Source organism: Azospirillum sp. TSO5 (assembly GCF_003116065.1).
Lineage (GTDB): Bacteria > Pseudomonadota > Alphaproteobacteria > Azospirillales > Azospirillaceae > Azospirillum.
Genome location: NZ_LGQY01000018.1, coordinates 1 through 20,116, shown reverse-complemented (window position 1 = coordinate 20,116; position 20,116 = coordinate 1). Strand labels below are relative to the sequence as shown.

Below are 20,116 nucleotides of genomic sequence, written 5' to 3'. Positions count from 1 at the left end.
GTATTGATCGTATTACCAACCATATCCTTCGTCAGGGGTGGCGTATAGGTCAAGAGCTTCTTCGCATTTGCAAAGCTCTGTTGCTGAAAGAACATTGCACTGCACAAAAAATTATCAACCGCAACAATCCCGCTATGACCTCGGAGCGCGACTCCGTTGGTCATACTGACGTTTAGGAACAGCTGTTGACGTTCAGGGGACGGCGAGCACCGCGCGGACCGGCAGATGGTCCGATGCCCGACGGGTGAGGATGGTGCGAACCACCTCGAAAGCGGGGATTTGCAAGCCTCCCGTCACATAGATGCGGTCGAGCCGCAGGGTCGGCATGCGGGCGTGGAAGCTGCGCGGATTGGCGACGTCGGCGAAGGAGGAGGCGAGCTGGCGCAGCCGGGGGGAGCTGGGCGTCCATTCGTTCAGGTCGCCCATGAACAGCGTGGGCAGCTCCGGCTGGCTTTCCACCCGCGACACTATGTCACCAACCTGTTTGGCCCGTTCCCAGGGGTCGAGGCCGAGATGGGCGACGATCACCCGCACCGGGCGGCCCTGCACCTCCACCACCGCGTCGATGGCGCCGCGCGGCTCGCGCTTGCCGACGGACAGGTCCATCGTCTCCATCGACCGCACCGGCAGGCGGGTCAGCAGGCAGTTGCCGTAATGGGCGCGCTCGCTGTGCTTGGTCGGGCCGGCATAGGCCGTCAGCCCGGTGTGCCGTTCGAGGAAGGCGAACTGGTCCATCCCCGATTCGCCGCGATGGTGCCAGCCGACCTCCTGCAGGCCGATCAGGTCGACGTCGAGGTCGCGGATCACCTGGGCGATGCGGTCGGGGGCGAATCGGGCGTCGAGCCCGACGCAGCTGTGGATGTTCCAGGTGGCGACGCTGAGCGCGGCCATACCGTCCGGGATGGGGTTGCTGCGGCGGTCGGCACGGCGGGGACGGCGGGCGCGGGCGGCGCGCAACGCGGCGGCGATGCGCTGGACACGGTCACGGCTGAAACGGATCACGGTTCCAAATTCCTTCCCTTTGGCCTTTCGTCCGACCTGTCGTCTGGCCGGTCCTGCTTGCTCTTGCCCGGACCGTTGTCCCGGCCGGAACGGCCGAGAAGGCGGCTGGTCACCCAGCCGAGCCCGATCGCCACCGCCGCCATCCCCGCCAGCAGCGCGATGTCGCCGGCCCCGGGGTTGGTGATGGTGCGCTCAAGCTGGTGCCCGAGCAGATTGAAGGCAAGGATGCCGGGCGCAAGACCGACCATGGTGCCGATCACATAGTCGCCGAAGCGCAGCTTCGACGCGCCGGCGGCGAGGTTCACCACCGTGTAGGGCGCCACCGGCACGGCGCGCACGCCGGCCACCGCGGCGATGCCGCTGTCGGCCAGCTTTTCGTTGATGCGGGCGATCAGCGGTCCGCCATGGCGGTCCAGCAGGTCGCGCCCCGCCATCCGCCCGGTCCAGAACATCGCCACCGCCGAGGCGACCGCCCCGGCCATCGCGGTGGGAAAGCCCCACCACGGTCCCATGACGATGGCGGTGGCGGCGATCATCACGGTCAGCGGGAACATGACGTAGCCGCCGGCGACATAGGCCAGCATCAGCCACAGCGGCGCCAGCGGACTCTCGCCCAGGCTATGGAAGACGGTCAGCACGGCGTCCAGCGTCGCCCACTCGCTGAGCGCGGTGTAGCGCCACATGCCCCACAGCCCCAGCAGGGCTAGGACGCCGGCCAGCATCAGCCAGTGGCGGGTGCGCGGGATGCGCGACGGCAGCACCCGGCGGACGATGTCCACCGCGCCGACCGGATGTTCGGGATCGAAGACACGGGCGTCGGCGACCGCGGCGGCCAGCCCGTCGGGTTCGGGGTCGTGCAGCGGTTCCAGCGTCCGCCCGATCGGCTTGCGCAGCGACTCGATGGCGGCGGTGAGCGAGCCAAGCCGCCGGTGCGCCGCCGCGACCGCCGCCGCCGTGGATCCCAGATGCTCGGCGATCAGGTCGTCGCGGGTGTGGCGGATGGCGCGGCGGGTGTCCGCATGCTCCGGCCCCGGCCCGGCTTCCAGCGCAAGGTCGCACTCGGTGTCGAGACCCATCGAGCGGTTGTTAAGGTTGGCGGAGCCGATGCGCAGCAGACGGTCGTCCACCACCATCACCTTGGCATGGACGGTGATGCAGGCGCCGCCGTCGGTCAGCGCGGCGAACAGGCGGAAGCGGCCGTGGCGGTCGGCCTCGCGCAGCTCGCGGGTCAGCCGGGCGCGGGCGCCGAGCATGACGGTGTTCTCCAGCCAGCTGGTGGTGCGCACCGGGTTGACGACGATCACCTCCGGCCCGTCCGGTTCCGCCAGCCGCGCCTTCAGCGCCTCGGCCACCGCGGTGGAGGCGAAATACTGGCTTTCCAGATAGATGACGTCGCGCGCCTGGGCGATGGCCTCCAGATGGAGCGCCTCCACCTCGCGCACCGCCTCGCGCCCGTTATAGGCGGGGTCGGTGCGGGCGATGCCGACGCGCACGCCGCGCAGCATCGGCTCGAACCCCGGCGGCCAGGGGTCGGCGGCCAGCGGGTGGCGGCGGGCCGGCCGGCCGGGGGAGTGGGCGGGGGGCGTCAGCGTCTCGCCGGTGGCGCGCGCCCAGCGATCGCGGAACATCTCCCCCAGCGCGCGGGCGGCGTCGCCGTCCACCGCCATCATCACGTCGTGGAACGGCTCGTAGGGCTTGCCGTCGGGCTGGCGCCGCCGCGGGTCATGGGCATGGTGGGCGCGCGTGTCCCAGCGGTTGGCGGTGACGTCCAGCCCGCCGCAGAAGGCGACCTGATCGTCGATCACCAGCATCTTCTGATGATGGCAGGCGCCGGTCGGATGATCGCTGTCCAGCCGGTATTGCAGGCGCCGGTGGGTCAGCCAGTTGCGCAGCATGAAGGGGTGCGACCAGCGGGCGAGGTCGAACAGCTCGGCATAGTCCCATTTCAGCACATGGATGTGCAGGTCGGGCCGCGTCGTCGCCAGCCAGTTCAGCAGCGTGCCCAGCCGGTCGGGCCGGCGCGGGCGGCGGGTCTGCGGCATCAGCCGGATGCGGGCGTCGAAATCCCAGGCGGTCATGTAGATGCTGCGCCGGGCGCGCCGCATGGCCGCCTTGGCCAGCGCGAAATAATCCTCCGCATCGACGATGACGCCCAGCCTCGCGGTGTGCTCCACCCGCCAGCAGGTCCGCCCCGGCTCCAGGATCGGCCGCAGCACGCCGGTGGCCCCGGTGGGGGCGGGCGGCGATCCGGCTGACGGGATTGGCTGGGGCGAATGGGCGTACATGGCGTCCGATCGGCTGCGTGTCCTGGGTCATAACATGTGGGAAGGCCTTTCCTTCCCCGCCCTTCGCCATTTGGTGAAAGCCGGTGGGAATTGCAGCCACCCGAACCGCGCCGGTGGTCGAAAAATCAACCGTGTCAGGAGAATTGCAAGGCCGCGTGAATGAAGCGTCGCGGCATCAATCCGACGATGACGACGTGAGCCCCATGATGGTGAGGAATTCCGGCACTGAAGGGACGTTTTATCGTCGTTACGCCGACGCAGCCCCCGTTTCGGCTGTCATCCCCGCCTTCGCGGGAATGACGGCCGACAGGCGCCTTCCGAGATCTCTATCAGCGGAACCGCAGTCAGACCGGGAAGCTGACGCTGGCGGTGGTGCCGGCGGCGTCGCTGTCGGTGGACAGCGTGTCGCCGAGCTGGCCGGCCAGCGCCTCGGCCAGCATCATGCCGTCTTCGGACGTGGTGTCGAAGCCGGCGGGCAGGGCGCGGCCGTTATCCTCCACCGTCAGGCGGGCTCGGCCGCTGTCGCCCTGCTGGCGCACGGTGATGCGGATCCAGCCGTCGTCGGGGAAGGCATGGTGCAGGCAGTTCGTCACCAGCTCCGCGATGATCAGGCCGAGCGGCATCGCCTCGTACAGGCCGATCTGGATCGAGTCGGAATCGACGGTCACCGGGACGCGCGACAGGGCGCCGGGCGTGCCTTCCCGCACCGCCTCGCACAGCGCGGTGACGTAGCGGCCGAGGTCGACATGGGTGCCGGCACCGCTCTCGTGCAGCTGGCGGTAGAGAATCGCCAGCGCCTCGATGCGGACCATGGTCTGCTCGTAGGCGGCGCGGGCGTCGGGGTCGCGGATGCGGCCGGCCTGCAGCTTCAGCAGGCTGATGACCAGCTGCAGGCTGTTCTTGGCGCGGTGCTGCAGTTCCCGCAGCTCCGCCTCCAACTCCTGGATGCGCGCCGTCAGCCGGTCGGCCAAGGGGATGCCGCCGGACGCGCCGCCGGACGCGCCGCCAGACACGCCGCCAGACATGCCGGACGCGACGCCGTCGCCGGTCTGGTCCGGAGGAGAATAGGCGGTCTGCGACCGCGGAAGCATCGGCATGGGAACGGGCTCGGCTCGGTCGTCATGGATAGGCATCGTCGAAAACATTCGTCAATCTAAGCGCTTGTCCCGCCGACCCCACCCGGTTCTGAGGGAGTAATCCGCCGCGCCTAGCCGGTATGATGGAGGTGCCGTAACGGTCGCGCCGCAGGTCGCCATATGCACGAAATGATCCTCAAAAGAAAGATTGTGTCTCTCGGTTGCACTGACAAGAGTCGCGCAATGACGATACGAAAGACAGTTGTATGGAGCCTGCTGCTGGTGGCCCTGTCCGGCGGCTGCGTCGCCGTGGTCGGTGCCGGCGGAGGGGAGCCCGACTCGGTCAAGACCGCCGCGGTTCCGCTCGACCGCGGGCGGCCGGGCAAGCTGGCGGTCGGGCCGCTGCGCTTCCTGGGCGGGCTGGACATCGCCGGGGGCGACCGGGTCGGCGGGCTGTCCGGCCTGTGGGTGGACCCGGCCGGCGACCGCTTCGTCGCCATCGGCGATACCGGGCTGGTAGTTGATGGCCAGCTGCAACCCGCTGCCGCGGGGCGGCTGACCGGCCTGTCCGATGTCCACGCCCGGCCGCTGACGGTGGAGGAGGGAACCTCCCACAGCAAGCGCCGCACCGATGCGGAGGATCTGACCAGGCTGCCCGACGGCGGCTGGCTGGTCTCGCTGGAGCGCGACCACCGCATCCTGCGCTATAGGGGCGGCGACCGCGGGCCGGAGGGCACGCCGACGCCGATTCCACTGCCGCCGGGCATGGACAGCGCGCCGGAGAATGGCGGGCTGGAGGCGCTGACCCGCCTTCCCGACGGACGGCTGCTTGCCATCGAGGAGGGGAAGGACGACGGCCGCCGCGAACGCCGCGCCTGGATTACCAAGCCGGGCATTGCGGGAGACGGGGTTCCGCGCAGTGCCGTCGACTGGCAGTCCTTCACCTATCTTGCCGCCCCGCGCTACCGCCCGACCTCCGTCGCCCCGCTGCCGGACGGCGGCGCTGTGGTGCTGGAGCGCTGGGTGTCGCTGCTGGGAGGATGGTCGTCGCGGCTGGTGCGCGTGGCGCCGCGGCAACTGACCGCCGGCGCCGTCGTGGAGGGCGAAGAGCTCGGGCGTCTGGAGCCGCCGCTGGTGAACGACAATTTCGAAGGCATCGCCACCCGGCCGGGGCCGGCGGGGGAAACGCTGGTCTATCTGATCTCCGACAACAATTTCAGCTCGCTCCAGCGCACCTACCTGCTGCTGTTCGCCTTGCCCGGCCCGTCCTCCTGACCCGGCTTTCCGACCAAAGTCGGACGGGGGTGGCGAGGCTCGGCATTTGACAGGGCGGCGGCCCTGCGGCTAGCTGGCGTGAAATGGTTGCAGGGAAAACAATCATGGCAGCGAGCGATAAGATGGGGGCCGTCCCGACTTCGACTCCGAATCTGGCCCCGGCCCCGGCCCCGGCCCCGCACCCGGCCATTCCCGGCGCCGGGCGTGCGGCGCTGCTGACCCTGCTGGCGATGCTGGCCTTCGCCGCGAACTCCATCCTGTGCCGGCTGGCGCTGACCCAGACCGACATCGACCCGGCCGGCTTCACCCTGGTGCGCATCGCGTCCGGTGCCGCCAGCCTGTGGCTGATCGCCCGCGCCACCGGCCATGCGAAAGCGGGGGCCGGCAGTTGGCGCGGCGCGGCGGCGCTGCTGGCCTATGCCGCCGCCTTCTCCTTCGCCTATCTGACCATGACGGCGGGGACCGGGGCGCTGCTGCTGTTCGGGGCGGTGCAGGCGACCATGATCCTGGTCGGGCTCTACCGCGGCGAAAGGCTGGTGCCGCTGCAATGGGGCGGGCTGGCGCTGGCGCTCGGCGGGCTGGGGCTGCTGCTGGCGCCCGGCCTGTCGGCGCCGGACCCGCTGGGGGCTGTGCTGATGCTGGCGGCCGGAGCGGCCTGGGGCGTCTATTCCCTGCTGGGGCGCACCAGTCGCGATCCCATCGCCACCACCGCCGGCAACTTCTTGCGCGCCGCGCCGATGGCGGCGGTCCTGGCCTTGCTGGCCGCTCTGGTCGGCGGAGGCGTGCGCTGGGACCAGGGCGGGCTGGTCTATGCGGTGCTGTCGGGGGCGCTGGCGTCGGGCGTCGGCTATTCCATCTGGTATGCGGCGCTGCCCGCCCTGACCGCCGCCCGCGCCGCCTCGGTCCAGCTGAGCGTCCCGGTCATCACCGCGCTGGCCGCGGTTCTGGCGCTGGGCGAGCGCATCACGCCGGTTCTGGCGCTGTCGTCGGCCGCCGTGCTGGGCGGCATCGCCCTGGTCATCGTCGGCAGGGCGCGGCGCTCATAATAGAGAGTATCTTACGCCGGGGCGGCCTGCACCCGGTCCAGGGCCGGATGGCTGTCGTGACAGGTGCGCAGCCGCGACTGCGGGAACAGCACCGTGGCGGTGGTGCCGCGCCCCAGCACGCTGGACAGCACGAAACGGCCGTCCTGCAACTCCACCAGCGACTTGACCAGGGGCAGCCCCAACCCCGTCCCGGCATAGCGGCGGGTGTGGGAATTGTCGACCTGATGGAAGGGCTCCATCACCTGTTCCAGCTCCACGGCGGGGATGCCGATGCCGGTGTCGCTGACCCGCAGGCGCAGGCTGCGCGCCGCCCTGTCCGCCTCCACCGCGATCCGCCCGCCGGGCGGGGTGAACTTCACCGCGTTGGACAGCAGGTTCAGCAGGATCTGCCGCACCGCGCGGGCGTCGGCATGGAGGATGGGCAGGGAGGCGGGCAGCGCCGCCGTCAGGGTCACACCCTTTTCCACCGCCAGCGGCTCCATCTGGCGCAGGCATTCGCCGATCAGTTCGCCGACCGCCAGATCCTCCTGATGCAGCACATATTTGCCCGATTCGATCTTGGTGGTGTCGAGGATGTCGTTGATCAGGCTGAGCAGATGCTGGCCGGAGCGGCGGATGTCGCCGACATATTCGGTCTGCTTGCCCGACATCGCGCCGAAAATGCCGCTTTCCAGCGCCTCGGCGAAGCCGATCACCGCGTTCAGCGGCGTGCGCAGCTCGTGGCTCATGTTGGCCAGGAACTGGGTCTTCGCCCGGTTGGCAGCGTCGGAGACCTGCTTGGCGGCGATCAGTTCCGCCTCGATCCTGTGGCGGGCGGCGATGTCCTGGATCAGCCGCTGCTGGCTGTCGCGCAGCGCCTGCTCGCTGTTCTGGAGGTCGGCGATGGCCCGTTCCCGCCGCTCCGCCTCGCGCAGCAGGGCCAGCGTCATCGCCGCCAGCACCAGCGTCCCGGCGAGGTCGGCCGCCGCCAGCGTCATCACCTTCGACCACCAGGGGGCCAGCACCGCGTCCTGCGACGAGGACACCGTCACCACCAGCGGCATCTCGGCGGAGGCGCGGTGGCTGAGGATGCGGCGCGGTCCGTCGACGGTGCCATCCAGCATTGCGGTCCCCGCCCGTGCCTCCTTCAGCAGGTCGGTGAACAGCGGCAGCAGCCGGGCCGAGCGGCCGATGAAGCCGTCATGGTCGGGGAAGCGGGCGATCACCGTCCCGTCGGCGTGATAGAGCGTCACCACCGCGTCGCCGGTCAGCGGAAGCGACTGGTAGAAGCCGCGGAAGGCCATCGGCTCCAGCACGGCGACCACCACGCCGGCGAATTGCCCGTCGGGCGTGTCCAGCCGCCGGCTCATGCTGAAGAACCATGTGCCGGAGGTGCGGCCGCGCACGGGATTGCCGACGAAAACCCCGCCATCGCGAACCAGCCGGTCGCGGTGGGCCATCAGGTAATCGCGATCCGACAGGTCGATGTTCGCCGGTTCCAGCGTTTCGGTGTCGTGGATCAGCCTGCCGTCGGCGGACACCACCAGGATGGCGCGGATCAGCGGCGACAGCGCGGCCTGACGGCGCAGAAGGGAATGGATGTCGGCATCGCCGCGGGTCCAGCTGCCGGACCTGACGGCCAGCACCTCCACGGCGCCGGCGAGGATCTTCGACACGCCGGACAGGGTGTCGCTCGCCTGGCGTTCCAGCACCAGCGCCAACGACGCGGTGTCCTCCCGCGCCCGGGCGATGGTCTGGTCACGCTGGTGCAGCAGGTCGTAGCCGAACATGGCGTTGAGGCCAAGGATCAGCGCCACACCGAATGCGCCCATTCCCCCTTTGAGACGCGAGATCAAGCAATGCCCCGCCGTGTCCGGTCATGGATCGACCGATCCTACACCGTGCGCCGGGCTGCCGGAAGTCGCCTTTTCGTGGAATGGGATTGGATAAAATTCGCCTACAGGCGGACGGACGGGCTGGAATAGCGCTCTGCGGTCGAATGGCCGACCGAGTTCAGCACCGCAGCCGTGCCCAGCGCGATCACCGCCGCGGCGGCGAAGCCGAGGATCATTGCCTTCATATGGTCTCTCCCAAACAGGCGTCCGAAATCATTCGCATAAAAGCAAAGCCGCCGGTTCCGCGCAATCCGCGCTTTCCCGGAGTGCGGGGCCCCAAACCCCCGGTGCCGGACCTCAGATCTCGTCCGGATCGACGACCGTCAGCGAGATGACGTCCGAATCGATCAGCACCTTGCCCGCATGCTCGAAATTCACCGTGATGCGGTTGCGGATGGCCGACTGCACCTGTCCCAACCCCCAATCGGGCTGGTCCGGGTGGCGCACCCAGGCGCCGGGCACCAGCGAATCGTCCATGTCGCGTCCCATCCATGCCGCTATTCTACATAGGAAATGCGACCGCCTGTGCGGCGGCGCCCGGAGAGTATAGAGTCTCCGGCACCGCGCCGTCGCCGTTCCTTTTTTCCCGGAGTCCGCCCCGTGACCGATTCGTCCTCCCGCCCCGTCAGCGTCGACATCCGCGTGCTGGAACTGCTGGCGTCCAAGCTCTGCCACGATCTGGTCAGCCCGGTCGGCGCCATCCGCAACGGCCTGGAGCTGATCGAAGAGATGCAGGAGGACGAGGATGGCGGCCCGGCCGGCGGCGGTTCCATCGGCGGCTTTCTGGGCGAGGCGGTGAAGCTGATCGACCATTCCTCCGGTCAGGCCGACCGCCGACTGCGGGTGTTCCGGCTGGCCTATGGGGTGGCCGGACGCGACCAGAAGGGATTCGGCGACGCCCGCGCCGCCGCCGCCGGCTATGTCGAGGGCGGGCGCACCCGGCTCGACTGGCCGGAACGGGTGCCCCACGACATGACCGCCCAGCGCCGCGGCGTGGTGAAGCTGGTGCTGAATCTGGTGATGCTGGCGGACGAGGCGCTGACCCATGGCGGGCTGGTCTCGGTCGCCGCCGACGGCGACGAGACCGCCGGCCGCATCACCGTGACCGCCGCCGGGCGGCCGGGCACGCTGAACCCGGAGGCCGCGGCGGCGCTGGCCGGCACGGCGGGGGCCGAGGCGCTGACCCCGCGCACCATCCACGCCTATCTCGCCGGCCGGCTGGCCGAGAGCGACGGCTTCCGCATCGCCGTCGCCACCGAAAGCAGCGAGCGGCTGGTCTTCACCGCGGACTGGTGAGGCGTCCTACAACTGCTTGAAGATTCGCGGCTCCAGCACGACCTGCTCCACCCCGCCGGTGGTCTGGTGGGACGTGCTGCGCAGCGTGACCGCCAGATTGTGGCGTGCGGCCTCCGCCAGCGCGGCGTTGAGGCGTTCCACGGCTTCGCGCACGGATCGGGCGAGTTCGGCGTCGGTCATCGATCCTCCCTGTGACAATGGAAACCCGATCCTACCGGTGGAACCTCCCGGAGGAGTCCCTATCGGAAGAGGTAAGGTTCTCTTAATCAGTGTTTGACAGGCTCCCACCCTAACTGGACTGGAGCGCAACCGGCGGCCGGCAAAGCCGTCCGTTCGAGCCGCAGGCCGGCGCGGACCATAAACATTGGGCCTGGGGAATGCGACATGGATGATCTGCTGTCCGAATTTCTGACGGAAACCAACGAAAACCTCTCGGTGCTGGACGTCGAGCTGGTCCGGTTGGAGCAGAACCCCAACAATCCGGAACTGCTGTCGAACATCTTTCGGCTCGTTCACACCATCAAAGGCACCTGCGGCTTCCTCGGCCTGCCCCGCCTGGAAAAGGTGGCGCACGCGTCCGAGAACGTGCTGGGCAAGTTCCGCGACGGTGAACTGACGATCAATCCGGAAGCGGTGTCCTTGATCCTGCAGGCTCTGGACACCATCAAGAGCCTGCTGGCGGTCCTGGAAGCGACCGAGGCGGAACCGCCGGGCGACGACCTGCCGCTGATCGAGCGGCTGAACCTGTGCGCCGAAGGCAAGCTGGGCGGTCCCGCCCCGGCCGCCGCTGCTCCGCCCCCGCCGCCGCCGACCGCCCCTGCGGTCGCCGCGTCGGACTCCCGTCCGGCCACGCTGGACGAGCTGGAGGCGCTGTGGAACTCCATCCCCGGCCCCAACGACCCGCCGGCCGCGGCTCCCGCCGCCCCGGCAAGCACCGCCGTGGCGACCCGCGCGCCCGAGCCGGCCGAGGAGCCGGCCCCGTCGCAGGACCTCGTCGTGCCCGACGCCGAGCCGGCCGCCGCCAAGATGCCGGCCCCGGTCGCTCCGATGGCGAGTGGCGGCGGTTCTGCCGGCGGCGGTGCCGCCGATGCGGGCGCCGAAGCCGCGACCAAGGAATCGGCGGTCGCCGCGCAGACCATCCGCGTCAACGTGGACCTGCTCGAAAACCTGATGACCATGGTGTCGGAGCTGGTGCTGACCCGCAACCAGCTGCTCCAGATCCTGCGGTCGCAGAAGGAGAGCGAGTTCGCCGCCCCGCTGCAGCGCCTGAACCACGTGACGTCGGAGCTGCAGGAAGGCGTCATGAAGACGCGCATGCAGCCGATCGGCAACGCCTGGGCCAAGCTGCCGCGTCTGGTGCGCGATCTGGCGCATGAACTGAACAAGAAGATCGACCTCCAGATGCTCGGCGCCGACACCGAGCTGGACCGCCAGGTGCTGGAGCTGATCAAGGACCCGTTGACCCACATGGTGCGCAACAGCGCCGACCATGGGCTGGAGATCCCGGCGGAGCGCCTGAAGGCCGGCAAGACCGAGACCGGCCGCATTACGCTGAACGCCTATCACGAAGGCGGCCACATCATCATCGAGATCCAGGACGACGGTAAGGGCCTTGCCATCGACCGGATCAAGCAGAAGGCGATCCAAAACGGGATGGCGTCGGAAGGCGAGCTGGCCTCGATGACCGACCAGCAGATCATCCAGTTCATCATGAAGCCGGGCTTCTCCACCGCCGCCAAGGTCACCAACGTGTCGGGCCGCGGCGTCGGCATGGACGTGGTGAAGACCAACATCGAGAAGATCGGCGGCACGATCGAGATCAAGTCGGTCCAGGGCAAGGGCTCGACCTTCGTCATCAAGATCCCGCTGACGCTGGCCATCGTCTCGGCCCTGATCGTGGAATGCGCCGGCGAACGCTTCGCCATCCCGCAGATCAGCGTGGTCGAGCTGGTGCGCGCCGCCTCCGACAGCGAGCACACCATCGAACGGCTGAAGGGCACCCCGGTCCTGCGCCTGCGCAACCGCCTGCTGCCGCTGGTCTCGCTCCAGCAGCTGCTGCGGCTGGACGACAGCGAGGGCGCCGCCAAGACGGAGGACGAGACCTTCATCGTCGTCACCCAGGTCGGCACCTACACCTTCGGCATCATGGTCGACCGCGTGTTCGACACCGAGGAAATCGTGGTGAAGCCGGTGGCGCCGATCCTGCGCCACATCGAGATGTTCTCGGGCAACACGATCCTGGGCGACGGCTCGGTCATCATGATCCTGGACCCCAACGGCATCGCGTCGGCCACCGGCGAGATGGCGATGGGCGAGGCCGCGGGCAAGGAGACCACCGCGGTCCAGACCCAGCGCCAGGAGGACAAGATGGCGCTCCTGCTGTTCCGCGCCGGCGAGGGCGCGCCCAAGGCGGTGCCGCTGTCGCTGGTCGCCCGCCTGGAGGACGTCGATCTCGCCACGGTCGAGCTGTCGAACGGCCTGCCGGTGGTCCAGTACCGCGGCAAGCTGATGCCGCTGGTGCCGATCAACCCGAACTTCGTCATCGCCAACGAAGGCCGCCAGCCGGTCCTGGTCTTCGCCGACGGCGACCGCTCGATGGGCCTGATCGTCGACGAGATCGTCGACATCGTCGAGGAGAAGCTGAACGTCCAGCTGGCCGCGGAGCGTCCCGGCCTGATGGGTTCGGCCATCATCGCCGGCAAGGCGACCGAGGTGATCGACGCCGGCTTCTTCCTGACCCAGGCCTACAAGGACTGGTTCGGCTCCTCCGCCCAGGAGGGGTTCGAGGAGGAGAAGCTGCAGCGCGTGCTGCTGGTGGACGACAGCCCCTTCTTCCGCAACCTGCTGACGCCGCTGCTGTCGGTCGCCGGTTACGACGTGACGGCGGTGGAGAATGCCGGCGACGCGCTGGCTCTCTGCGAGGCGGGCGAGGACTTCGACGTCATCGTCTCCGACATCGAGATGCCGGGCATGAGCGGCTTCGACTTTGCCGAGGCGGTGCGCCACGGCAGCCGCTGGCAGCGTGTGCCGATGGTGGCGCTGTCCAGCCACGCCAGCGCCCGTGACCTCGATCGCGGCCGGATTGCCGGTTTCAACGACTATGTCGCCAAGTTCGACCGTGACGCGCTGCTCTTCGCGCTGCAGCAGACGCTGACCGAACAGAAAGGTGCCGCATGAGCAACGCCAAGCTGCCGTCCACCGTCCGGAAGTCCAGGGGCGACGACATCGTCGTCTCCGGCAACCAGGACTTTGTGACCATGACGATCGCCGACCAGATGTTCGGCATCCCGGTCCTTCAGGTGCAGGACGTGCTGGGCCATCAGCGGATCACCCGCATCCCGCTGGCCCCGCCGGAGGTCGCCGGATCGCTGAACCTGCGCGGCCGCATCGTCACCGCCATCGACGTCCGCCTGCGGCTCGGCCTGACCGGCCGGCCGAAGGACAAGCCGGGCATGTCGATCGTCGTCGACCTGCGCGGCGAGCTGTACAGCCTGATGGTCGATTCGGTCGGCGAGGTGCTGAGCCTGACCAAGGAGGACTTCGAACGCAACCCGGCGACGCTGGATCCGCGCTGGCGGGAGGTCTCGACCGGAATTTATAGGCTGAACGGCCAGTTGATGGTTGTGCTGGACGTGCCCCGTCTGCTCAACTTCACAACCATCGAGACGGCCTGACGGCTCGCGGCGCTCTTCGCGATGGAGAGCGCCGCTCCGGCCCGGCCGGCTTTTGCCGACGAACAGATGACCTGAGGCCCTGCCGCAATGAAATCCTGCCTGGTGGTCGATGACAGCCGCGTGGTCCGCAAGGTCGCGCGCAAGATCCTGGAAGAGCTGAACTTCGCCTGCAGCGAGGCGGAAGACGGCAGGCAGGCGATGGAAGCCTGCGCGGCGCAGATGCCCGACGCCATCCTGCTGGACTGGAACATGCCGGTGATGACCGGGATCGAGTTCCTGCGCCGGCTGCGCAAGATGAGCGGGGGCGAGCAGCCCAAGGTGGTGTTCTGCACGACCGAGAACGACCTTGCCCACATCCAGGAGGCGCTGTCCGCCGGGGCCAACGAGTACATCATGAAGCCCTTCGACAGCGACATCATCCAGACCAAGTTCGCGCAGGTCGGCCTTCTCTGATCCTGGCCGCATTCCAGGCCCGGGTGCCGGGAGAAGCCGCCCGGGAAAAAGCCGCGTTGACTATGTCGAGTTGAAAGGCGAATCGCCGTTATGTCGGACAGTTTTGGCAGAGGCCCCCTCACCACCGCGCGACCGGCCAACCCGGATCCCGTCCGGGTCATGGTGGTGGACGACTCCGCCGTCATCCGTGGCCTGCTGACCCGCGCGCTGGAAGGGGACCCGGACATCCGCGTCGTCACCTCCGTCGGCGACGGACAGATGGCGGTCAATTCGCTGCAGCGCAATTCCATCGATGTCATCGTGCTGGACATCGAAATGCCGGTGATGGACGGGCTGACCGCCATCCCGAAGCTGCTGGCGGTGGCGCCGCAGGTGAAGATCATCATGGCCTCCACGCTGACCTTGCGCGGGGCCGACGTTTCGATGCGCTGCCTGTCGGCCGGTGCCGCCGATTACATCCCGAAGCCGACCTCCACCCGCGAGATCGGCGGGGCGGAGGACTTCAAGCGCGAGCTGGTCGCCAAGGTCAAGGCGCTGGGTGCCGCCGCCCGGCGTGCCGGGTCGCGAAGCCGCGGCGAGATCCGCCCGCTGACCCCGGCGGCTCCGGTCGGGCTGCTGAAGCGCGAGGTCGGGCCGATCACCACCCGCCCGGCCCCGGCCGGCATCGCGGTGAAGCCGGACGTGATCGCCATCGGCAGCTCCACCGGCGGCCCGCAGGCCCTGTTCGAGGTGCTGTCGCACCTGAAGACCGGCGTGACCCAGCCGATCCTGATCACCCAGCACATGCCGGCGACCTTCACCACCATCCTGGCCGAGCACATCAGCCGCCAGTGCGGGATCGACGCGCGCGAGGCCAAGGACGGCGAGCCGGTCGTGCAGAACCGCTGCTATATCGCGCCCGGCGACTTCCACATGCTGGTGGCGCAGCGCGCCGGCACCAACGTGATCGCGCTGAGCAAGGACCCGCCCGAGAATTTCTGCCGCCCGGCGGTCGATCCGATGATGCGGTCGATCCTGAAGGCCTTCGGCGGACGAAAGATCCTGGCCTGCATCCTGACCGGCATGGGGCAGGACGGGCTGAAGGGCTGCACCGACGTGGTCAACGGCGGCGGCACCCTGATCGCCCAGGACGAGGCGTCGAGCGTGGTCTGGGGCATGCCCGGTGCGGTGGCGCAAGCCGGCATCTGCAACGTCATCCTGCCGCTCAAGGAAATCGGTCCCCACATCCGCAAGCTCGCTTCGAGGGCAGCATGAGAGTCGAAGATTTCGACATGTTCTCCACGCTGCTCAAGCAGCGTTCCGGCCTGGTCCTCACCCGCGACAAGGCATACCTGCTCGAGTCCCGGCTGATGCCGGTGGCGCGCAAGTGGAACATGAAGGGGCTGGAGGAACTGGCGACCACCGTCCGCACCCGCAAGGACGAGGCGCTGCTGCGCGACATCACGGAAGCGATGACGACCAACGAGTCGTCCTTCTTCCGCGACCAGAAGCCCTTCGACCAGTTCAGGCAGTTGGTGCTGCCGAGGCTGATGGAGGCGCGGGCGGCCAAGCGCAGCTTGCGCATCTGGTCGGCCGCCTGTTCGTCGGGCCAGGAAGCCTATTCGCTGTCGATGATCCTGAACGACGAGGCGGCGAAGCTGGCCGGCTGGCGCATCGAGATCATCGGCACCGACATCTCGGCGGAAATGGTGGAGCGGGCGAAGGCCGGTATCTACACCCAGTTCGAGGTGCAGCGCGGCCTGCCGATCACCATGCTGGTGAAGCATTTCAAGCAGAACGGCGACAAGTGGCAGATCAGCCAGCAACTGCGCCAGATGGCGTCGTTCCGTGAATGGAACCTGCTGGGCGACCTGTCGCCGCTGGGCCAGTTCGACATCGTCTTCTGCCGCAACGTGCTGATCTATTTCGATCAGCCGACGAAGGCGAAGGTGCTGGAATCGATTTCCCGCCAAATGCCGCAGGACGGCGTGCTGTATCTGGGCGGCGCGGAAACGGTGTTGGGCATCACCGACAAGTTCAAGCCGGTGGAAGGCCAGCGCGGCCTCTACAGCATGGGCGGCTTCTCCGCCGCCGGCGCCAAGGTGGCGTAAGGCTTTCCGCAGGTGCGACGGGGGCGGGAAAGCCGCCCCCATTCGAACGAAAAAACGGCGTCAGGCCGACGGCGTGATCGACTTGATCGGTCCGCGCGGGTTGCCGGACATTTCCGCGATCTTGCGGTCCTGCGTCTCGATGAAGGTGCGGATGGAGTTCTCGCGGTCGAACTGATCGATGTCGGCGGTCGGCACCTTGCGGTTCGAGGTGCGCGCACCGTCCTGGTAGATCACATCGAAGAGCGCGAAGGCGTTTTCGACGGGTTGCTTCTTCTGACGGGCCATGGCCTGTCCTCCGTATGGTCGCGGTCGGCCGCGCTTGCGGTCGCCCGGTCAGGCATTGTTGGTGTCGGTCTTGGTACCGGTCTCGGTCGAGACGGCGTCATCCTGCACGTCCGCATCGTCCTGCCCGGTCAACTCGGGATCGGTCTGGTCGCTGTCGGTCTGGTCGCCGGCGCGGCGGGCGGCGACGCCTTCCTCGCGGCGTTGCAGCCGTTCCGCCTTCTTCTGTTCCTTGGCCCGGTTGCGCTCGGCCCGCTGCTGGTTGTAATTCGGTTTGAAAGCCATAGCGGTTCTCCTCTGGGCAGAGCCCTGCGTCTGGGCAACAGCGACTTGTGCAACACGGAAAAAGGGCACCGGTTTCCCGATGCCCCTTTTTCCGCAGGTCGGCGGTCAGGCGGTCAGACCGCCTTCAGATTTTCCGCCGAGGTCTTGCCACGCTTCGGATCGCGCTGCTCCTCGTAGGAAATCTTCTGGCCATCGACCAGGCTGCGCAGCCCGGCGCGTTCGACAGCGGAGATGTGAACGAACACATCCGGGCCGCCGCTTTCCGGCTGAATGAAACCGAAGCCCTTGGTGCTGTTGAACCATTTGACGGTGCCGACGGGCATGTCTGTCTCCCATAACGCGAAGGGCGCCGCACCACCGGTGCGGCGCATCAGACTGGGTGTGGGAATGGCGGCCCCCAAATGCCCGCTAAGGCATGATCGCGATGGCGAAAAAAGGGGGGCTGAGCGTGGGAGCGTTTGAACGCCCCGCAGTCCGAAGCAGAATGACCCATCAGACATGGGAACGCCCGGTCCCCCTTTCAAGGCGAAAGAAGGCCGGGCGTTCGATGGGCGGACGAAAAGAAATGCGGGCTTGCCGTCAGCCGGCGGCCTGCTGCTGCGGCACGCGCGGCGGCGGCGGGGGATTGCCCTCGGCGACTTCCTCGTGCGGGTCGCGCAGCACATAGCCGCGGCCCCACACCGTTTCGATGTAGTTGTCGCCCTGGGTGGCGGCGGCCAGCTTTTTGCGCAACTTGCAGACGAAGACGTCGATGATCTTCAGTTCCGGCTCGTCCATCCCGCCATAGAGATGGTTCAGGAACATCTCCTTGGTCAGCGTCGTGCCCTTGCGCAGGCTCAACAACTCCAGGATGCCGTATTCCTTGCCGGTCAGGTGTAGCGGCGACTGGTCGACCTCCACCGTGCGGGTGTCGAGGTTGACGGTCAGGCGGCCGGTGCGGATGATGCTGTCGGAATGGCCCTTCGACCGGCGGACGATGGCCTGGATGCGGGCGATCAACTCGCGCTTGTCGAACGGCTTGGTCAAATAGTCGTCGGCGCCGAAACCCAGCCCCTTGATCTTGTTGTCCATCTCGGTCAAACCGGACAGGATCAGGATCGGGGTGGTGACGCGCGCGGCGCGAAGGCGGCGAAGAACCTCGTACCCGTCGATGTCCGGCAGCATCAGATCAAGAATGATGATGTCGTAGTCATAGAGTTTGCCGATCTCCAGCCCGTCTTCACCCAGGTCGGTAGAGTCGACGATGAATCCTTCCGTGTTCAGCATCAGCTCGATGCTTTTGGCGACGGAGGAATCGTCTTCAACCAGCAGAACCCTCATGGCGATATCCCGACGTTTGATGGCGCGCTTTCGCTACCCGACTCTGGTAATGGTCCCCGATCCTTGATGATCGATTTCAACCATCCCGTTTACACAAGTTAACAGACGATTCAGCTTAACGCCAGCGCCAAGCGCTTACACAACGTTAATCCTTCCATCGCAAGATGCGATCATGGTGGTTAACGTCGCCTCCGTCCACAGAACTACCACTTAATAGGAGCGCGTTCCGTCTTGGGAACGCCGGTATCCGATCCATGCCGTTCGATATCGATCAGTTGATCCGCGACATCGACCAGATTCCCGACTGCAGCCGTTACGGCCGCGTCACCGCCGTGTCCGGCCTGATGGTCGAGGTCGGCGGGATCGAAAAGGAATTGTCGGTCGGTGGCCGCTGCATCGTCGAGACGCGCGACCGCCGCCGCATTCCGTGCGAGGTCGTCGGCTTCCGGCAGGGGCGGGCGCTCGCCATGCCCTTCGGTGCGCTCGACGGGGTGGGTCTGGGCTGCCGCGCGCTGGTGGCCGGCGACCAGGCGATGATCTACCCGACCGACGCCTGGCTCGGCCGTGTCGTCAATGCGCTGGGCGAGCCGGTGGACGGCAAGGGGCCACTGCCCAAGGGGCCGCAGGGCACGCCGATCCGCAACAACCCGCCGAATGCGCACTCGCGCGCCCGCGTGGGGGGCAAGCTGGACCTGGGCATCCGCGCCATCAACGCCTTCCTCACCTGCTGCCGCGGCCAGCGCATGGGCATTTTCGCCGGATCGGGCGTCGGCAAATCGTCGGTCATGTCGATGCTGGCGCGTTTTTCGGCCGCCGAGGTCGCGGTGATCGGCCTGATCGGCGAGCGCGGTCGCGAATTGCAGGAGTTCATCACCGAGGATCTGGGCGAGGAGGGTCTCGCCCGCAGCGTCGTCGTCTGCGCCACCTCCGACGAGGCGCCGCTGATGCGCAAGCAGGCGGCCTACATGACTCTGGCGGTGGCCGAGCATTTCCGCGACCAGGGTCGCGACGTGCTGTGCATGATGGACAGCGTCACCCGCTTCGCCATGGCCCAGCGCGAAATCGGCCTGTCAGCCGGCGAGCCGCCGACGACCAAGGGCTATCCGCCGACCGTCTTCGCCGAGCTGCCGCGCCTGCTGGAGCGCGCCGGGCCGGGGGTGGTCGGGTCGGGCACCATCACCGGCCTGTTCACCGTGCTGGTCGACGGCGACGACCACAACGAACCGATCGCCGACGCCGTGCGCGGCATCCTGGACGGCCACATCGTGATGGAACGCAAGATCGGCGAGCGCGGGCGCTATCCCGCCATCAACATCCTGCGCAGCGTGTCGCGCACCATGCCCGGCTGCAACACGGCGAACGAGAACGAACTGGTCGGCTATGCCCGCCGCCTTCTGTCGTCCTACGACAATATGGAGGAGATGATCCGGCTGGGCGCCTACCGCCGCGGCACCGACCCGCAGGTGGACGAGGCGATCCACTACCAGCCGGCACTGGAAGCCTTCCTGAAGCAGGGCAAGCGCGAGGCCACCGATCTGGAGACCAGCTACGCCATGCTCGCTGAAATCTTTGGGGTGCAGTGGCCGCAATGAGCCTGAAAACGATCATCCGCCTGCAGAAGCTGCAATTGGACGAGAAGCGTCGCGTCCTGGCGGAACTCCACACGCTGGCCGATCGGCTGCGCAACGAGATCGAGAAGGTGAAGCAGGAGATCGCGCACGAACAGGAAACGGTGCGCGACGACTTCTCCGTCTCCTTCACCTATTCCAACTTCGCCCAGGCGGCGTTGGAGCGCGGCCGCAAGCTGGGCGAATCCTTGGGCCAGGTGGAGGCGCAGATCAACATCGCCACCGACGAGATGGCCGAGGCCTTCCAGGAACTGAAGCGCTACGAACTGGCGGAGGAGGAGCGGCTGAAGCGCGAGCGCGACAAGCAGAAGCGCAAGGAGGCCGCGATGCTGGACGAGACAGCGCTGGTGGGGTTCAGGCGTCGGCAGGCGGAGGAGGAGGCGGCTGGGGGGTGACGTTTTGGGTGGTGTGGGGGTCTGCTGCCCCCTCCCTAACCCTCCCCCGCTGCGCGGGAGAGGGGACTGCCGCCGCTCTCCAAATAAGTTACGCCAACAAGCATCCTACCCCCTCTCCCGCGGAACGCGGGGGAG

At 67.8% G+C, this 20,116-nt stretch carries 21 protein-coding genes; 10 read left to right on the top strand and 11 right to left on the bottom strand.

The genetic code is table 11. The features are described 5' to 3' along the window. Nucleotides 1–192 precede the first annotated feature (192 nt). The 3 genes from TSO5_RS04455 to TSO5_RS04445 all read right to left on the bottom strand — a co-directional run bounded on the left by TSO5_RS04455 (nucleotide 193) and on the right by TSO5_RS04445 (nucleotide 4,384). Nucleotides 193–1,002: an endonuclease/exonuclease/phosphatase family protein gene (locus TSO5_RS04455; protein WP_109150440.1), complete on the bottom strand. Its 810-nt coding sequence runs from the start codon at nucleotides 1,000–1,002 to the stop codon at nucleotides 193–195. Continuing rightward, the gene (locus TSO5_RS04450; RefSeq protein WP_109150439.1) at nucleotides 999–3,287 is read right to left on the bottom strand and encodes a VTT domain-containing protein; all 2,289 of its coding nucleotides are present in this window, start codon (nucleotides 3,285–3,287) and stop codon (nucleotides 999–1,001) included. Before TSO5_RS04450 ends, TSO5_RS04455 begins: the two co-directional genes overlap by 4 nt. 344 nt (nucleotides 3,288–3,631) lie before the next feature. Then, entirely contained in the window at nucleotides 3,632–4,384 is a 753-nt protein-coding gene (locus tag TSO5_RS04445) for a sensor histidine kinase (RefSeq protein WP_109150438.1), read from the bottom strand. 222 nt (nucleotides 4,385–4,606) lie between these two features. Between TSO5_RS04445 and TSO5_RS04440 the strand changes: the two genes are divergently transcribed. Beyond that, entirely contained in the window at nucleotides 4,607–5,638 is a 1,032-nt protein-coding gene (locus TSO5_RS04440; protein WP_109150437.1) for an esterase-like activity of phytase family protein, read from the top strand. 104 nt (nucleotides 5,639–5,742) lie between these two features. Next, nucleotides 5,743–6,684 carry a DMT family transporter gene (locus tag TSO5_RS04435; protein ID WP_109150436.1) on the top strand — a complete coding sequence of 314 codons (942 nt, stop codon included), beginning with the start codon at nucleotides 5,743–5,745 and terminating at the stop codon, nucleotides 6,682–6,684. A gap of 11 nt (nucleotides 6,685–6,695) precedes the next feature. On the opposite strand, the gene TSO5_RS04430 is transcribed toward TSO5_RS04435, so the two are convergent. The 3 genes from TSO5_RS04430 to TSO5_RS04425 all read right to left on the bottom strand — a co-directional run bounded on the left by TSO5_RS04430 (nucleotide 6,696) and on the right by TSO5_RS04425 (nucleotide 9,035). Continuing rightward, entirely contained in the window at nucleotides 6,696–8,495 is a 1,800-nt protein-coding gene (locus TSO5_RS04430; RefSeq protein WP_109150435.1) for a hybrid sensor histidine kinase/response regulator, read from the bottom strand. A gap of 125 nt (nucleotides 8,496–8,620) precedes the next feature. Next, nucleotides 8,621–8,743, bottom strand: coding sequence for a hypothetical protein (locus tag TSO5_RS33595; protein WP_282183486.1), 123 nt, complete (start codon nucleotides 8,741–8,743; stop codon nucleotides 8,621–8,623). Nucleotides 8,744–8,855: 112 nt separating this feature from the next. Beyond that, complete coding sequence (locus TSO5_RS04425; protein ID WP_169054748.1) at nucleotides 8,856–9,035, bottom strand: DUF3553 domain-containing protein; 180 nt, start codon at nucleotides 9,033–9,035, stop codon at nucleotides 8,856–8,858. Between the two features lie 123 nt (nucleotides 9,036–9,158). On the opposite strand from TSO5_RS04425, the gene TSO5_RS04420 reads away from it, so the two are divergent. Continuing rightward, nucleotides 9,159–9,854 (top strand): histidine phosphotransferase family protein, encoded by a 696-nt coding sequence (locus tag TSO5_RS04420; protein WP_109150433.1) that lies wholly within the window; start codon nucleotides 9,159–9,161, stop codon nucleotides 9,852–9,854. Between the two features lie 6 nt (nucleotides 9,855–9,860). On the opposite strand, the gene TSO5_RS32895 is transcribed toward TSO5_RS04420, so the two are convergent. Next, a complete protein-coding gene (locus tag TSO5_RS32895; protein WP_199230801.1) occupies nucleotides 9,861–10,034 on the bottom strand; it encodes a hypothetical protein in 174 nt (57 codons plus the stop codon). Between the two features lie 204 nt (nucleotides 10,035–10,238). Here TSO5_RS32895 and TSO5_RS04415 point away from each other — a divergent pair, with 204 nt between their 5' ends. The 5 genes from TSO5_RS04415 (at nucleotide 10,239) to TSO5_RS04395 (ending at nucleotide 16,071) form a co-directional block, all read left to right on the top strand. Beyond that, nucleotides 10,239–13,031, top strand: coding sequence for a chemotaxis protein CheW (locus TSO5_RS04415; protein WP_109150432.1), 2,793 nt, complete (start codon nucleotides 10,239–10,241; stop codon nucleotides 13,029–13,031). Further along, the gene (locus TSO5_RS04410; RefSeq protein ID WP_098736194.1) at nucleotides 13,028–13,528 is read left to right on the top strand and encodes a chemotaxis protein CheW; all 501 of its coding nucleotides are present in this window, start codon (nucleotides 13,028–13,030) and stop codon (nucleotides 13,526–13,528) included. Before TSO5_RS04415 ends, TSO5_RS04410 begins: the two co-directional genes overlap by 4 nt. An 87-nt stretch (nucleotides 13,529–13,615) precedes the next feature. Continuing rightward, complete coding sequence (locus tag TSO5_RS04405) at nucleotides 13,616–13,981, top strand: response regulator (protein ID WP_109150431.1); 366 nt, start codon at nucleotides 13,616–13,618, stop codon at nucleotides 13,979–13,981. A gap of 90 nt (nucleotides 13,982–14,071) precedes the next feature. Continuing rightward, on the top strand, nucleotides 14,072–15,235 hold the full coding sequence (locus tag TSO5_RS04400) for a chemotaxis response regulator protein-glutamate methylesterase (protein WP_109150430.1): 1,164 nt from the start codon (nucleotides 14,072–14,074) through the stop codon (nucleotides 15,233–15,235). Continuing rightward, on the top strand, nucleotides 15,232–16,071 hold the full coding sequence (locus TSO5_RS04395) for a protein-glutamate O-methyltransferase (RefSeq protein ID WP_109150429.1): 840 nt from the start codon (nucleotides 15,232–15,234) through the stop codon (nucleotides 16,069–16,071). Before TSO5_RS04400 ends, TSO5_RS04395 begins: the two co-directional genes overlap by 4 nt. Nucleotides 16,072–16,131: 60 nt before the next feature. On the opposite strand, the gene TSO5_RS04390 is transcribed toward TSO5_RS04395, so the two are convergent. The 4 genes from TSO5_RS04390 to ctrA all read right to left on the bottom strand — a co-directional run bounded on the left by TSO5_RS04390 (nucleotide 16,132) and on the right by ctrA (nucleotide 17,958). Further along, nucleotides 16,132–16,356: a hypothetical protein gene (locus TSO5_RS04390; RefSeq protein WP_109150428.1), complete on the bottom strand. Its 225-nt coding sequence runs from the start codon at nucleotides 16,354–16,356 to the stop codon at nucleotides 16,132–16,134. Nucleotides 16,357–16,404: 48 nt separating this feature from the next. Beyond that, nucleotides 16,405–16,638: a hypothetical protein gene (locus TSO5_RS04385; RefSeq protein WP_109150427.1), complete on the bottom strand. Its 234-nt coding sequence runs from the start codon at nucleotides 16,636–16,638 to the stop codon at nucleotides 16,405–16,407. 113 nt (nucleotides 16,639–16,751) lie between these two features. Then, complete coding sequence (locus TSO5_RS04380; RefSeq protein ID WP_012977930.1) at nucleotides 16,752–16,961, bottom strand: cold-shock protein; 210 nt, start codon at nucleotides 16,959–16,961, stop codon at nucleotides 16,752–16,754. 256 nt (nucleotides 16,962–17,217) lie between these two features. Beyond that, on the bottom strand, nucleotides 17,218–17,958 hold the full coding sequence (ctrA, locus tag TSO5_RS04375; RefSeq protein WP_109150426.1) for a response regulator transcription factor CtrA: 741 nt from the start codon (nucleotides 17,956–17,958) through the stop codon (nucleotides 17,218–17,220). 254 nt (nucleotides 17,959–18,212) lie between these two features. On the opposite strand from ctrA, the gene fliI reads away from it, so the two are divergent. Both fliI and TSO5_RS04365 read left to right on the top strand, forming a co-directional pair. Continuing rightward, complete coding sequence (gene fliI / locus TSO5_RS04370; protein WP_109150425.1) at nucleotides 18,213–19,550, top strand: flagellar protein export ATPase FliI; 1,338 nt, start codon at nucleotides 18,213–18,215, stop codon at nucleotides 19,548–19,550. Continuing rightward, a complete protein-coding gene (locus TSO5_RS04365) occupies nucleotides 19,547–19,981 on the top strand; it encodes a flagellar export protein FliJ (protein WP_109150424.1) in 435 nt (144 codons plus the stop codon). Before fliI ends, TSO5_RS04365 begins: the two co-directional genes overlap by 4 nt. The last annotated feature ends 135 nt before the right edge of the window (nucleotides 19,982–20,116 follow it).

Coding starts and splice junctions, on each gene's coding strand:
- TSO5_RS04425 (WP_169054748.1), bottom strand. CDS start 9,035: ATGGACGATTCGCTGGTGCCCGGCGCCTGGGTGCGCCACCCGGACCAG.
- TSO5_RS32895 (WP_199230801.1), bottom strand. CDS start 10,034: ATGACCGACGCCGAACTCGCCCGATCCGTGCGCGAAGCCGTGGAACGC.
- fliI (WP_109150425.1), top strand. CDS start 18,213: ATGCCGTTCGATATCGATCAGTTGATCCGCGACATCGACCAGATTCCC.
- TSO5_RS04430 (WP_109150435.1), bottom strand. CDS start 8,495: ATGGGCGCATTCGGTGTGGCGCTGATCCTTGGCCTCAACGCCATGTTC.
- TSO5_RS04405 (WP_109150431.1), top strand. CDS start 13,616: ATGAAATCCTGCCTGGTGGTCGATGACAGCCGCGTGGTCCGCAAGGTC.
- TSO5_RS04415 (WP_109150432.1), top strand. CDS start 10,239: ATGGATGATCTGCTGTCCGAATTTCTGACGGAAACCAACGAAAACCTC.
- TSO5_RS04395 (WP_109150429.1), top strand. CDS start 15,232: ATGAGAGTCGAAGATTTCGACATGTTCTCCACGCTGCTCAAGCAGCGT.
- TSO5_RS04445 (WP_109150438.1), bottom strand. CDS start 4,384: ATGCCGATGCTTCCGCGGTCGCAGACCGCCTATTCTCCTCCGGACCAG.
- TSO5_RS04365 (WP_109150424.1), top strand. CDS start 19,547: ATGAGCCTGAAAACGATCATCCGCCTGCAGAAGCTGCAATTGGACGAG.
- TSO5_RS33595 (WP_282183486.1), bottom strand. CDS start 8,743: ATGAAGGCAATGATCCTCGGCTTCGCCGCCGCGGCGGTGATCGCGCTG.
- TSO5_RS04410 (WP_098736194.1), top strand. CDS start 13,028: ATGAGCAACGCCAAGCTGCCGTCCACCGTCCGGAAGTCCAGGGGCGAC.
- TSO5_RS04380 (WP_012977930.1), bottom strand. CDS start 16,961: ATGCCCGTCGGCACCGTCAAATGGTTCAACAGCACCAAGGGCTTCGGT.
- TSO5_RS04435 (WP_109150436.1), top strand. CDS start 5,743: ATGGCAGCGAGCGATAAGATGGGGGCCGTCCCGACTTCGACTCCGAAT.
- ctrA (WP_109150426.1), bottom strand. CDS start 17,958: ATGAGGGTTCTGCTGGTTGAAGACGATTCCTCCGTCGCCAAAAGCATC.
- TSO5_RS04390 (WP_109150428.1), bottom strand. CDS start 16,356: ATGGCCCGTCAGAAGAAGCAACCCGTCGAAAACGCCTTCGCGCTCTTC.
- TSO5_RS04400 (WP_109150430.1), top strand. CDS start 14,072: ATGTCGGACAGTTTTGGCAGAGGCCCCCTCACCACCGCGCGACCGGCC.
- TSO5_RS04450 (WP_109150439.1), bottom strand. CDS start 3,287: ATGTACGCCCATTCGCCCCAGCCAATCCCGTCAGCCGGATCGCCGCCC.
- TSO5_RS04440 (WP_109150437.1), top strand. CDS start 4,607: ATGACGATACGAAAGACAGTTGTATGGAGCCTGCTGCTGGTGGCCCTG.
- TSO5_RS04385 (WP_109150427.1), bottom strand. CDS start 16,638: ATGGCTTTCAAACCGAATTACAACCAGCAGCGGGCCGAGCGCAACCGG.